Source organism: Paraburkholderia tagetis (assembly GCF_022213065.1).
Lineage (GTDB): Bacteria > Pseudomonadota > Gammaproteobacteria > Burkholderiales > Burkholderiaceae > Paraburkholderia > Paraburkholderia tagetis.
The window spans coordinates 1-12,529 of record NZ_JAKLJA010000025.1 but is presented as its reverse complement, the minus strand read 5'-3'; the positions used below and the strand labels follow the sequence as shown (position 1 = coordinate 12,529).

The 12,529-nt window shown below is 60.0% G+C and carries 10 protein-coding genes and 3 pseudogenes; 7 read left to right on the top strand and 6 right to left on the bottom strand.

The genetic code is table 11. The features are described from left to right. Positions 1-306 precede the first annotated feature (306 nt). On the top strand, positions 307-573 hold the full coding sequence (locus tag L5014_RS24635; protein WP_238466447.1) for a DUF1488 family protein: 267 nt from the start codon (positions 307-309) through the stop codon (positions 571-573). Positions 574-1,552: 979 nt separating this feature from the next. Further along, positions 1,553-1,687, top strand: a complete 135-nt coding sequence (locus L5014_RS38670) for a hypothetical protein (RefSeq protein ID WP_274389498.1) — start codon at positions 1,553-1,555, stop codon at positions 1,685-1,687. Between the two features lie 364 nt (positions 1,688-2,051). Here L5014_RS38670 and L5014_RS24630 read toward each other — a convergent pair whose 3' ends face one another. The 3 genes and pseudogenes from L5014_RS24630 to L5014_RS24615 all read right to left on the bottom strand — a co-directional run bounded on the left by L5014_RS24630 (position 2,052) and on the right by L5014_RS24615 (position 5,458). Beyond that, positions 2,052-2,474, bottom strand: coding sequence for a hypothetical protein (locus tag L5014_RS24630; RefSeq protein ID WP_238466542.1), 423 nt, complete (start codon positions 2,472-2,474; stop codon positions 2,052-2,054). A gap of 583 nt (positions 2,475-3,057) precedes the next feature. Next, a pseudogene (locus L5014_RS24620) lies at positions 3,058-4,263 on the bottom strand (DesA family fatty acid desaturase). Between the two features lie 475 nt (positions 4,264-4,738). Then, positions 4,739-5,458 (bottom strand): Crp/Fnr family transcriptional regulator, encoded by a 720-nt coding sequence (locus tag L5014_RS24615; protein WP_238466446.1) that lies wholly within the window; start codon positions 5,456-5,458, stop codon positions 4,739-4,741. Positions 5,459-6,053: 595 nt separating this feature from the next. On the opposite strand from L5014_RS24615, the gene L5014_RS24610 reads away from it, so the two are divergent. The 3 genes from L5014_RS24610 to L5014_RS24600 all read left to right on the top strand — a co-directional run bounded on the left by L5014_RS24610 (position 6,054) and on the right by L5014_RS24600 (position 7,009). After that, positions 6,054-6,386, top strand: coding sequence for a hypothetical protein (locus L5014_RS24610; RefSeq protein WP_238466445.1), 333 nt, complete (start codon positions 6,054-6,056; stop codon positions 6,384-6,386). Positions 6,387-6,457: 71 nt separating this feature from the next. Continuing rightward, the gene (locus L5014_RS24605; RefSeq protein ID WP_238466444.1) at positions 6,458-6,724 is read left to right on the top strand and encodes a hypothetical protein; all 267 of its coding nucleotides are present in this window, start codon (positions 6,458-6,460) and stop codon (positions 6,722-6,724) included. Between the two features lie 27 nt (positions 6,725-6,751). Next, entirely contained in the window at positions 6,752-7,009 is a 258-nt protein-coding gene (locus L5014_RS24600; RefSeq protein WP_213309025.1) for a hypothetical protein, read from the top strand. A gap of 933 nt (positions 7,010-7,942) precedes the next feature. On the opposite strand, the gene L5014_RS24595 is transcribed toward L5014_RS24600, so the two are convergent. Further along, the gene (locus tag L5014_RS24595; RefSeq protein WP_238466541.1) at positions 7,943-8,254 is read right to left on the bottom strand and encodes a hypothetical protein; all 312 of its coding nucleotides are present in this window, start codon (positions 8,252-8,254) and stop codon (positions 7,943-7,945) included. Positions 8,255-8,306: 52 nt separating this feature from the next. Beyond that, positions 8,307-8,672, bottom strand: a pseudogene (locus L5014_RS24590) (helix-turn-helix domain-containing protein); the annotation flags it as partial. A 160-nt stretch (positions 8,673-8,832) separates the two neighbouring features. Between L5014_RS24590 and L5014_RS24585 the strand changes: the two are divergent. After that, positions 8,833-9,855, top strand: a complete 1,023-nt coding sequence (locus L5014_RS24585; protein WP_238466536.1) for an IS110 family RNA-guided transposase — start codon at positions 8,833-8,835, stop codon at positions 9,853-9,855. A 558-nt stretch (positions 9,856-10,413) separates the two neighbouring features. Here L5014_RS24585 and L5014_RS24580 read toward each other — a convergent pair. After that, entirely contained in the window at positions 10,414-11,511 is a 1,098-nt protein-coding gene (locus L5014_RS24580; RefSeq protein WP_238466443.1) for an IS5 family transposase, read from the bottom strand. Between the two features lie 168 nt (positions 11,512-11,679). On the opposite strand from L5014_RS24580, the pseudogene L5014_RS24575 reads away from it, so the two are divergent. Beyond that, positions 11,680-12,408: pseudogene (locus tag L5014_RS24575) on the top strand (IS701 family transposase); the annotation flags it as partial. Positions 12,409-12,529 lie beyond the last annotated feature (121 nt).

Here is a 12,529-nt window from a genome sequence, read left to right as displayed (position 1 = left end):
AGAGGGTGTATTCGCGGCACGCTCGTAAACTCCCGATCACGCCGCTGATTTCAGGTGCTGCCGACGACAGTCCGTCGCTGCGTCGGCGCGGAAATTATGTAGTTTTTTATTGGAACTGGTATGCCAAATCCAATCAGAATGCACTCGACCTCGCCTGTGAGCCACAGCGACTACGTTATCCAGGAGAGGGCCCGCGTCTCTTCACGGGAGAAAGCAGAAAGCGAACGCGCCCAGAAGCGGCTCGAGATGGACGCTCGCATCAATGTCAACGCGAGCAAATGGCGATATATCCGTCCCGGTGAGTAGATGGAAAAAGGCAGCGTGGTGCTCAACTTTCCCAATCCCAGTCGAATCTACGACGCTTCCAGACGCTCCGTGTGCTTCTGGGGCAACGACAAAGCTCGCGAGATTGTCTTTCTGGTCGACGATGCGATGCTGACGAAGCCGAACCCCAGTAGCGTTTCTGACGAGTCCTCGTTGCTCGCAACTTTCGACCGCAACCGCGACCAGATTCTGGAAATCGCCCGAACCCCCTATAAAGGCGGCCCCCGGAACAGGTACACAATCTCGTGAATGATGAGGTCTGTTGGAACCGGAGACCATCATCGATGACGCGACGCTTGTCGGGATCGATACGGATCGCTACTGCGCCTACTGGTGCAGACGCAACGAGAATTCTTCGAGCGCCTGCATGCCGCTGTACTCCGCCGATCGAAGCCTGACCGCCCATCGGTGTGTCGCCTTGACGCGCACGGCTCACAAACCTTCAACCCAGATTATAGAAGGCGCGTGCCGGGCTGCACGGTGCCCAACTGTCCCCCGCCCGCGCTGAACGTCGACACCGTTACGCCAAGCGATCGCGCAATTGCCTTCATGACTCCACGGTGCCTTCCCACGCCGCGGGCGGTTGCGACTATCGTCTGACGGCACTGGGCAAACAGAGCGAAGATGTTCCCTGGCGGGCAGCCCAAATCGTGTTCCGGGCTCATACCCGTGCCGCCAGAATCCTCAGGATCCCGCCGAATCGGCTTCCTGAGCGCTGCTACGGGGACTCGTGATCCCGGTGTCTATGCTCGTGGTCGACTGGAATGGGCTCCATCGAGCGCCCCTGTAGAAACAGGCGTCTACTGGACCTATAGCGCGACCGCAGGCCTCGCCGACGTGGAACTCACTACCGGAACGCTCATTGACCGGGCCGACAGATGACAGGGGAAAGTCACGATCAAGAAGCGGCGGAACTCACCGACGCGATTCGCCCCCTCTGTCAGTCTTTTCGGTGCGGGGGAGAGCCATTTCCCGAAAATGCGGGGCATAGTCGGCAGTGGCGTGGCGCACCACGGGAAGACCCGCCATTCCAGGGCCCTGAACGCGCCGGGGTTACTGCGTGAGTGCCCGTTTTCTCGCTGACCCAACCCGCAGAGCCCGCAGCCTCAGATCGAGGTGTGGCGGGCACCAAGCCCCGGCCCAACCCTCCGGGGCTTTTTCTTGTAATCCAGCGTGCGGCGCAACGCCAAGCAGTGACGAATGCCCCACAAGTCAACCGAGATACGACATGAAAAAGACCATATTTTCCCTGGTGATCGCCGCCGTCGCGATTGGTTCGATGTCTTCCGCATTTGCGGATAACCACCATCGATGCCACAAGGTGAAGGTACATCACCACCGGGAAACACGCTGCCACCACTAATCGAAGCGTTCTGAAACCCCGCTCACGCGGGGTTTCACTTCTTTGTCCTCTCATCGCATTCTCGGCGCCCCATCCCACGTCTCGGGTACGGCCTGGGCTCGCCAAAGCTGGGCGCCAACGTGAACAAGCGCGTCCCCGTCGCCCGCATTCATCGTAGCATGCTCGCGAGCGAGGAAATCGGCCAGCCACAGCAGGGAACCAGCGGGTGCGAGCGAGCCGGGAGGCTCATCGGCGGTTGAACGAAACAGTTCGAGGATCGTTTCGACTGTGATGTACGGCCTGTTCATGGCGATCTCCCCTCGGCGGGCGCCATTAGCGGGCTGCCCACCGCACGCGCCGTTTTCGCTTTTATAACAGGAACCGGCTAGTGCTTGCGATGCATCCACCGCATGTGATGTGAGTCCATCCACTGGATCACACTTTCGTCCGGATGGTCAACCATGTACCGGCGCACCAGTGCGAACGCGACGACCGCGAGGACCACCAGACCAACAACAAAACCAATCATCGACTGAGACATGGAAGCCTCCTCACGGATCGCCCGACCCATGACCCAATTGTAGGCGTCGCAGGAATACGCGGGGCCCGTCGCCCGATCCCGCGCCGTCTGGCCCGTTGACGCCATAGCTGTGCCGGGATCGGAAAAGCTATGCGACCCCGTTTTGGCGGTGGTATAGAACGGCGCCTTTTGGGCCGAGCGTGTCCGTGTGAATCTCTCACGCATAGAGGGGCCGCGCTGGATCGAACTCGTCGACTGGTTCGCAGCAGCCGTGTCGACCTCGCTCACGCGCGATACGATCCAGCGTAGCCCGGCCTACGACGACTCGATACCCGTTCATCGAAGCTACGAAGTGGCGCTACACGAGTTCTACAACCGCGAAGGATATTGGTCGGAACCTGGACCAGTGCATCGGACGCACCGCGGCGAAAGCGCTCAAGATGCGGATCAGCGGACGAGGAAAGACCCTCCAGGCCGCGCCAGCCACGCTACGAATAAGCGCGCGGCATGCCCGCTTGCAGGCCGGGCGGGTTGGAACTCCGTCATGCGCGTACCAGGCTGGCTTTGCGCGCTCGAAGATAGCCCGCGACGGAGACCGACGCACTCGAAGCCACGATCCCTGCCATTGCGTGCCGTCGTGCTTCAGCGCATTCGTCACATACTCTTCATGAAAAAGCCGACGCTTCGCCGGCCTTCCCGTTTCCGTCTTTCAGGACGGACTGCCGACCCTGATTGAGTTCCGGCATTGATCAAAATTTCATGGCATCCGATGCGTCTGCCATGAGTCAATCATTCCGCAAATCGGCACGCGCCTCTGTACGGCATTGGACAATTCCGGCACCTCGATGCGGAAAAGACAATCGTGTGACCGCTACTGCGCGTACTGGCGCAGACGCAGCGAGAATTCTTCGAGTGCCTGAATGCCGCTCTGCTCTGCCGTGTGGCACCACGCCTGCAACTGCTTGAGCAACTGTTCCTGTGACGCGCTGGAGCGTCCCCAGATAGCCGACAGTTCCTGGCGCAGTTCGACGCAGGTGCGCAGCGTCGAGTTGTGGTCTCAGGCGTCGGCAAACGGCAGCACCTGGCCCGGCTTGCCGCGGCGCACCTGCGCCTGCTGCCGGAGCCACTGGCGCACGCCGCGCCGAAGACGAAGCTTCTGGCGACAACTGAGGTGCCGCGCCCTCGCCAACTCCTGCTCGCATCCGATTTCGGCTGACCTCACATAGGAAGCCATGACCTCATGACGATGGAAAAGTACCGCTCGCAGCGTAGCGTCATCGACCGTCCTCTTGCCTTCGATCAGGTACGGCGCCAGCGCCACCTTCCTGATTGTCGCAAGCCTCAGCACCTCCAGGGCCCGGATATACATCCAGCCCACATCGAGTTCGTACCATTTGTTCGACAGCTTCGCGGACGTGGGATACGCATGGTGGTTGTTATGCAGTTCCTCGCCGCCGATCACGATGCCGAACGGAATCACGTTCGTGCTCGCGTCGTCGGTATCGAAGTTGCGATAGCCCCGAAAATGGCCGAAGCCGTTGACGACGCCGCCCGCCCAGAACGGAATCCACATCATCTGGGCCGCCCAGACCGACACGCCGACCACGCCGAACAGCGCGACGTCGATCACCATCAGCAAGCTCACGCCCAGGTTCCGGTACTTCGTATAGACGTGTCTCTCGAGCCAGTCCTTCGGCATGCCATAGCCGAACTTGCGCAAGGTCTCCTCGTTCCTGGCTTCCGCGGTGTACAACTCCGATCCCTCGAAGACGACTTTGCGGATGCCCAGCATTTGCGGACTATGCGGATCATCGGCCGTCTCGCACTTCGCGTGATGCTTGCGGTGCACCGCTGCCCACTCGTTGCCCGATATGCCCCTCGTCATCCACAGCCAGAACCGGAAAAAATGATGGACGGCCGGGTGAAGATCGAGCGCGCGATGCGCGCGGCAGCGATGAAGATAGAGCGTCACGTCAATGATCGTAACGTGCGTCATGACGAGCATGGCGAGTAGAATCTGCCACCACGAAAGCGCAAGCAAACCGCTGGAGAGGAATGTGAGTAGATTGCCGAACAAATGACCTTCTTTCTGCCCTGGGCGGGAGCCGTCCAGCTCGATGCTGTGGCACGACAGATGGAGGATTCGCGCTTTCAAGGCACGTCCCGAATCCTCAGCCGCGCGGTGCAATCCCCACCCACTCGCTTGCCCTGCCACAAAGGCCGCGAGATAACCCGGCGTGCACTCGAGCGCCGTCGTACTGAAGTTCCGGCTACGGGATTCGCGGGTGACGCTTCATCGGTGCACCACGAGGTGCTCGAGCGCGCCTCTTTACAATGGGGGTACCTGACGGCGCTGTCGGTACGCTACCGTGCAGACGATGCACCATCTACACGGGCTGGCTGTCGAGGCATCGACCCGCCTCCGGAACGCGCAATGCTGTATCAGAAATTCGAGACCAATCTGGTCCGCCTCGAACTGATCGTCTGGCCGCTGTCGAGAGGCAATGCTGACGCTCTGCTACTGGCAGCAGTCGAGCAGCGTTCCTCGCCCATCACAGCGCCTTCAGATCGGGCAGCAAGCGGTCGAATTCACGCTTCACCACGCTGTAACACTCGCAGACGCGCTTCTCGAGCCCGGACCGATCCAGTACCTCGATGTGGCCGTAGCCATAGCGGATCAACCCGGCTTCCTGCAGCTTCATCGCCGCTTCGGTGACACCCGGTCTGCGTACGCCCAGCATGTTGGCGATCAGCTCCTGGGTCATTTTCAGTTCGTTGGACGAAAGGCGGTCGAGGCTCAACAGCAGCCAGCGGCACAACTGTTGATCGATCGAATGATGACGGTTGCACACGGCGGTCTGTGCCATTTGCGTGATGAGCGCCTGGGTATATCGCAGGAGCAGCCGCTGCATCGGACCACCACGACAAAACTCCTCTTTGAGCAGGCGGGTGTCGAGACGGTACGCCTTGCCCGCGCTCTGGACGACCGCGCGGCTTGGCGTCGTTTCGCCGCCCATGAAAATGGCGACGCCGACAATCCCTTCGTTGCCCACAATGGCAATTTCCCCCGATGCGCCATCTTCCATCACGTACAGCAGGGAGACGATCGATGTCGTTGGGAAATAGACGTGGGCGAGGCGGTCACCCGATTCGTAGACAACCTGCCCCAGCGGCATGTCCACCTGCACCAGATGCGGCGAGAGGCGTTCCCACTCGACCGCAGGAAGGACCGAGAGCAAGTGATTCCCGCTCAACCGCTGTTCGTCCGTCATGTCCTGCTCCAGGGTATCCGTACCGGAACCCGCGACCCCGAAGGGCGTATCGCGTGATCGCTCCAGGTTTCGGGAAAAACTGCCAAGCCGCCCGTCGGCGTGCCGCCTTGATGCGCACGCCCCGCCCAGCTGCATCTCAAATTATAGGGGGCGCATCCATGGCTGATGCTGACGCGCGGCGGCGGCGGCGGCGGCGGCGGCGGCGGCGGCGGCGGCGGCGCAACAAGATAACCGCACCGTCCGATGCCGTACCGACTGCCGCGCAGATCCACCTTATTCTAACCCTTCGGACCGGTGCATTCCGGTCGGAGCGCACTTCAGGAATTAACCCTCACCGAAGCTGCCCGACGGGCTTTGAGCCTCCGGCTTCCACCCGAATCTGGTTGCCGGGCCCTTCAGCAATATTCGGATCGTCGATGAGGAGATGCGACTGCCGGATACGACCAGTGAGTCCCGGAAGGCACTCCTCCAAGTTCAAGTATTCGCCAGACTGACATGGCAACCGGCCAGGATAGCCGGACGAGATTTTTCACCAACATTGCGCGACCGGTTCACGCCTGTCCCAAACGACAGCAGATCTCGGATGGGGGTTTTTATGGCCAGGCAACATCACAGGGACAACGTCCATCACGCGAACAACAACACAGCCGAAGCGACACTGGTGGCACTGACAACACAGATCTGCGGATTCGTCCACGAAGGGGCCCTCGATAGCCGCTGTGCCACCAAGCTCGTCAGGCGGCTCAGAAAGGAGGCTGAGACGATCTCGGAGGCCGGCAGGATGACGAAGTCCGGTCAGAAAGATCTGTTACATGCTTTCAACGCAGTCGACATGGTTCTACACGCACACGACGCGGGGCTGCTGGTCGCGGCGAACACGGCGCTGCGCTCTACCGCCGGAGCACCCGGCACCACGGAATCAACCTGACGACCGCGTCCGCAATCGGCTGAGTCGTTCAAGACCGCCGGGGCGAGGTCGCATACTGAACGGAGTCGGTCATGAACTGTTTCTCGATGGGTCTATTCGACGTCTACGTCGACGTATTCGTCATCAACCGCGGCTTCGGACGTCCTCCAGGCGAATCCGAGATCTTCGGATTCTGGGGCGAAATTGTCCCGGGTGGTGGCAAGCGGACATTTTTGGGCGCGCATCATTTCCGCTCGGTTGAAAAGGAGGGATACCCGGACCGAAAGCAAGCGATCGATCGAGGTCGCAAGCATGCTGAAGGGTTATTCCGGTCTTGCGAGCGCTATTTGCCCGGCTAAACCCAATCGTACTATCCGGAGGTGACCATGCAACGGACGATTCAATACCGCGGTTGCGAAATCCATGTCGACCTCGTCCCCACGTCGGCGGACATGTTCGACGCGTCGTTTCGCGTCGAGTGCGCAGTATCGCCAAAACAGCTTTCCCCGACCGGGGCGCGCGTACCGGTCCGCAATGGGCCGTTCTCGCGCCGGTGGGCCTATCTCATCGCTGAGATCGCTGGCCAGTCTGCGGTTGACGGGATGCTCGGTCCACGTGATTCCCGGTCGCGCCACGTGATCTGAGTCACCGTCAATGTTCGCCGTCGCGAGCAGCTCATTGACCAGCGTGCAAACCGCTTCGCCGTTCGTGTCAACCAGCACGCGCCTCAATCGGGCATGATTCATCGATGTTTCCGGTTCGGCGTGACAATCGTCGCAAAGCGGACTTCACGTTCGAAGGGCAGACAGGACCGATCTCAAGCAGGGTCGGCTACCCGGCACACTGGCTCAGCCACAGTCTGCCCGCAGCCGTCATGTTGACGACACCACCACTGCGCGACTCGTAAGCAAACCCGACGCGCAGTAGTTCCTCGACGACAGCCCGCGGCAATCCTGCCTCGGAATCCGGAACCCGATCGAATGACTTGAGGGCGGTAGTGGCCTCAGAAGAGAGTGGGATGCACATGATGGCCTCCTGTTTTGCACATTACCCTATCGATCCCTCCTCGGTCCGTCTGTCCGGAAGCGACCATTTCGCCAGCATTTCTTCCGCACGCCTCCCGGGATTAGAGGCGGTTCGAAGTGTCAGGTAACGATGGTCGATCAGAGGGATGCGTTCCATTGTCGGAGCATTGCGCGACATCGCTCGGCTTACGTGATGCCGCGTGAGCCTCTGAGGTGTCCACTTCTCATAGTCGACAGCAGTCACCAGCGCGTCGCGTCGCGTCGCCGTGCCAGCCTACAGCTCGTTCGACGCGTCTTCCGGTTGGGATGAGTGATGCCCGACATCGCCGGTGGAGTGGACGTTCGAACGCCAGCGGTCACGATTCAATCGTCTACAACATCGGATTCCTGATCGTTCGTCGTGGGCCGCCAACGTCCCGCATTGGATAGACCTCACGCGAGAGTCGAGGTACAAATGATCTATTTGCTGAACTCGTCCGTACGTTTCCCAGCTCACGACCGATCCGACTCCTCGCCGAATATCCCAATGGGCTCCATCATGAAACATAGCAATCACGCCTTGCCGCAAAGCCGACGCCTGGTTTGCTCGTCCAGGAAGTACTGTGCGCCTGAGAGGCTATTCTGATGAGTCAATGCGCCCTGCTGCCGCATGTCGCGTAGCGGTGGCAGCGCCACCTTTGCGCGGCGGCCAGTTCCGCGGCGCGCGAGGCGCCGCACATGGGCGACAAGCTCGGCACGCACCTCGCCGGCCACCAGCACCAGCGAGTACAGCCGTACCCCGTCGGGCCCGGGTTCGGGCCGGGCGCGCAGCAGAATGCGCAGGGCCAGGCGCCGCGCGCGGTCGAGCAGTTGGTCGCGGCTCATGCACGGCCAGCAGGCAGCGATATGCGCCGAGACAGGTGGCGGAAGCGATTCGGGGGCGCTGTCGACGCGGGATCCACAGGCCTGCGCTCGTCATGAGCTTCCTGATCGTTTCCTTCGCCAGGCGGATACCGTGGCATTCCCTCAGCTTCTCGCACGCCAGCGTCGGCCCAAAATCGGCGTAGCGATCCCGGATGATCGCGAGTGCACGGTCGGCCACACCAGCATCGAGGCGGCGGTTCCCTGGGCGCGTCTTATGGCCAGAAACCAGGCCAGTTGGCCCGCGCTCCCGCAGCCGCGCTACCAGCCGGCGAATCTGCCGGATCGTCAGCTCGAGTCGTTGCGCCGCACGCCACGGCATGAGCTTGCCGTCCACCACGTCCTGAATGACCTTGAATCTGTCCAGCTCGCGCATCGTCATCGTTATCCGTTCTGTTGCTGCTGCCATCGAAGCTCCCGAAGCTGGATCTCCAGCGGGCGGCAAGCTTACGATGAACTCGAAGCGGACATAATGAGATGGTCGCCCCCACCTTAACGCGTAGGCTATGCTGTCAGTTCTCTTTGCGCCGGAGGCGGTTATCGTGGAAAACGTCACGCTGATTGGAGTCGATCTGGGGAAGCACTCGTTCCACCTCCACGGGCAAGACAAACATGGGAAAGCCGTGTTTCGCAGGAAGGTAACTCGCAAGCAGCTCGTCGAATTTTTTGCCACGTTTCATGCCTGCGTGGTGGTCATGGAAGCGTGCGCCGGCGCTCATTGGATGGCCCGCAAACTGGCCGGTTTCGGGCATCAGGTCAAACTCATTTCGCCGCAATTTGTGCGCCCCTTTGTCAAGAGCAACAAGAACGATTTCGTGGATGCCGAAGCGATCTGTGAGGCGGCTTCACGCCCGTCCATGCGCTTTGTCACGCCGAAAACTGAATCGCAACAAACGCTGTCGGCACTGCATCGGGTCCGCGAATCGTTGATTCGCGACCGCACGAAGACGGTCAACCAGATGCACGGTTTTTTGCTTGAATTCGGCATCAGTCTACCGATTGGCCACGCAGTCATCACGCGCTTGCCGACCGTGCTAGCCGAACATCAGTTGCCGCCGCGCCTGATTGCTATCCTCGAACGCCTGCATGCCCACTTCAAATACCTTAGCGAACAGCTCGGCGAGATCGACAAGGAGATGGGCCGTCAGCTCGCCGACGATGAGCTTGGCATGCGCCTGTTAACTATTCCGGGTGTTGGCCAGGTTACGGCAAGTGTGCTGGCCGCCGAAATGGGCGACGGAAAGCAGTACGGCTGTAGCCGTGACTTCGCCGCGTCAATCGGACTTGTACCGCGCCAGTACAGTACTGGCGGCAGGACTAACCTGCTTGGCATCAGCAAGCGAGGGAACAAGAACATTCGACGCCTGTTGGTCCAGTGTGCACGCGCGTTCATGCAGCGCCTTGATCATCAGACAGGGCGGCTCGCCGATTGGGTCAGAACTCTGCTGACGCGCCGGCATTCCAACGTTGTAGCGTGCGCGCTAACCAATAAGCTGGCCCGCATCGCATGGGCGTTGGCCGTGAAGCAAAGCTCCTTTGACAAAGGAATTGCCGTACCGGTGTAAGCAGCGAGGCATTTGAAGCATCAGAAGCACCATCTGGTTTTGCGACGACTGAAATTTTGATGACGTGAACGGCACAGTGGCCTGGCAAGAAACCTGGTAGTTCAAATGGCTCTCGAAGCCGCGGACATTTAAGGGTTTGTCAGGCGCGATTCTCATCGTGGCGCGGAGAGCAATCTCCATAACGACGCCGGATAGATTTAGGCAAGCCAACCACAAAGTCAAAGATCAGGGTTGCAAAAACGGGGGCGACCATAGATTTGAACTTAGCCACAACATGTAAAAAATTTGATCATTCGCTTTATGTTAAATTGCGCCCGGGTTCCGATGACGGGAGTAAGCAAAGCCATCGCCGCATCCCTTCATCGGCAGCGCCGCGCTGTTCGGGCACACGGCGCTTTCCTTAACAGACTGCTGAAATACACCCCGGCTGAATCAGCCTTTCTGCGCTTACGCGGTTCTCGCTACACGTTTTATCGCATTGTGCAATTTCAACGGTGATTCCACGCTTGTTTGGCGGTTTGAGGCCAATTTCCGGCCTCATGTCCGCGTTTGCCATCACTATGGACGGACCTGTACCAAGGATCGCAGGCGCACGAGGTTGTAGGCGGCCATGTTCAACACGAACATCTGGTCCACCTTCTTCAACCCGCGCACCATCACCTGGCGCATGCGCCCCACGGTTTTCGCCCAGCCGAAACCTTGCTCGATCAGCTTGCGCTTTTGCTGCGAAATGGCGTAGCCCACGCTCGAGGCAATCGTATCGGGCACTGCCGAACGCCGCCCCGCAGTATTTTGCGCAACGTGCGGTGTGACCTTCATGTCCTGGCAGGCCTCGATGAATTCCTGTGCGTCGTAACCCTTGTCTGCACCCAACGTGATCTCTGCGCTCGCATCCTGTACCGCTTGCCGCGCATCGTTGATCATGATCTTGGCCGCCTCACGCTCGGCATGTCCGTCAGCGTATGTCACGCGCGCGTTGACCACCAGGCCGTGCCGGTTATCGGTCAGCGTATGGCCCATGTACCGCAATTCGCTGGCCGTCTTGCCTTTGCGATAGAGCCGCGCATCGGGATCGGTCGTGGACTGATGCGTCTCGTTGCTGCGCTTCTCGCCTTTGAAGTCGCCTGCGCCGCCGCCGTCGCGATCCTGATCGTCACTGTTCTTGGGCACGAAGCTCTTGTGCCCGGCCCACGCCTGGATCAGTGTGCCGTCCACGCTGAAGTGCTCGCCCGAGAGCAGGCGCTTCTTCTCCGCGATCGCCACAACTTCGTTGAAAAACTCGATGACCGCATCGTGCTTGATCAGACGTTCGCGATTCTTCGTGAAGACCGTCGGCACCCAGACCTCGTCATCCATGGCCAGGCCGATGAACCAGCGAAAAAGCAGGTTGTATTGCACCTGCTCCATCAGCTGTCGCTCCGAGCGGATGCTGTAGAGGACCTGGATCAGCATGGCTCGCAGCAGCTTCTCCGGCGCAATGCTCGGCCGCCCGCCCTTTATGTCCGCTTCGTACATCCCTGCAAACAGTCGATCCATCTTCGCCAGCGCTTCGTTCGCCATCACGCGGATCGATCGCAACGGATGCGACTTCGGAACGAACTCGTCCAGCTTGTGCATGGAAAACAAACTCTCGGTGAATGTGTCTGCGCCGCGCATGATCTCCAGGGGGCAAGTGGGGTCCTTCCATCAACGCTTCAGGGGCCTTCCGCGATGACGTTACCGTCGGTACTTCAGCAGCCTGCTAGTACCACTGTGTCACAAAAAGATGTTTGCAGCAAAGTGATACCTGGTAGTATTGAATAATACAAACTTTGGGCGACCGTGATGAAAGAAGACGTCGACGAATTTGACGCGTATCTGAATCATCTGGCGCAGGCGTTGGGGCACGCCGATCGCCATTCCGGCCTCAAGGGTTACTGTTCGGGCTTGGTAATGCCGTTGTCACGCAAGAGCGTCGAGCCGATGGCTGCGCATATTGACCCCCTTCACGCGAGTGCGAAACACCAGTCACTCCACCATTTTGTGGCCAAGGCAGAATGGTCTGACCGGGCGGTCCTGCAGCGGGTACGCGAATGGGTGATGCCCGCGTTGGGCCTGCACGCTGCCGAAGAGGCTGGCTATTACTGGATTATTGACGACACGGGCTTCCCGAAGAAGGGCAAGCATTCAGTCGGCGTAGCGCGGCAATACTGTGGGCAACTCGGCAAACAGGACAACTGCCAGATCGCCGTGAGCCTGTCGATCGCGACGCAACGTGGCAGCCTGCCAATTGCCTGGCAGCTGTATGTCCCCAAGGAATGGATTGACGACCGGGAACGTGCTCGTCGCGCTGGCATTCCCGACGAACTGGTTTTTCAGACCAAGCCACAGATTGCGCTGGCCCAGCTTCGCGAGGCTATAGCATCCGGCGTTGCACCGGGCATTGTGCTTGCCGATGCCGGGTACGGCGACGAAACCGCTTTCCGGGAAAGCGTAACTGAACTGGGTTTGTTGTATGCGGTTGGGATCCGGCCGGGCACCTCTGTGTGGGCGCCCGGTACGGCGCCGCTGCCGCTGTTACGTCCCGAACTATTTGAGTTTTAGCGGGAGGCGTTTATCTCGCGAACGTCGGGAACGATTTTTTGAACTTCACCGCGCGAAGCGCGGGACACGAGGGGCGTAAAGAAGGCCGGTG

What these genes read in the sequence shown, in the direction of transcription:
- L5014_RS24635 (WP_238466447.1), top strand. Translation starts at nt 307, where the DNA reads ATGGAAAAAGGCAGCGTGGTGCTCAACTTTCCCAATCCCAGTCGAATC.
- L5014_RS38670 (WP_274389498.1), top strand. Translation starts at nt 1,553, where the DNA reads ATGAAAAAGACCATATTTTCCCTGGTGATCGCCGCCGTCGCGATTGGT.
- L5014_RS24615 (WP_238466446.1), bottom strand. Translation starts at nt 5,458, where the DNA reads ATGACGGACGAACAGCGGTTGAGCGGGAATCACTTGCTCTCGGTCCTT.
- L5014_RS24610 (WP_238466445.1), top strand. Translation starts at nt 6,054, where the DNA reads ATGGCCAGGCAACATCACAGGGACAACGTCCATCACGCGAACAACAAC.
- L5014_RS24605 (WP_238466444.1), top strand. Translation starts at nt 6,458, where the DNA reads ATGAACTGTTTCTCGATGGGTCTATTCGACGTCTACGTCGACGTATTC.
- L5014_RS24600 (WP_213309025.1), top strand. Translation starts at nt 6,752, where the DNA reads ATGCAACGGACGATTCAATACCGCGGTTGCGAAATCCATGTCGACCTC.
- L5014_RS24595 (WP_238466541.1), bottom strand. Translation starts at nt 8,254, where the DNA reads ATGAGCCGCGACCAACTGCTCGACCGCGCGCGGCGCCTGGCCCTGCGC.
- L5014_RS24580 (WP_238466443.1), bottom strand. Translation starts at nt 11,511, where the DNA reads ATGCGCGGCGCAGACACATTCACCGAGAGTTTGTTTTCCATGCACAAG.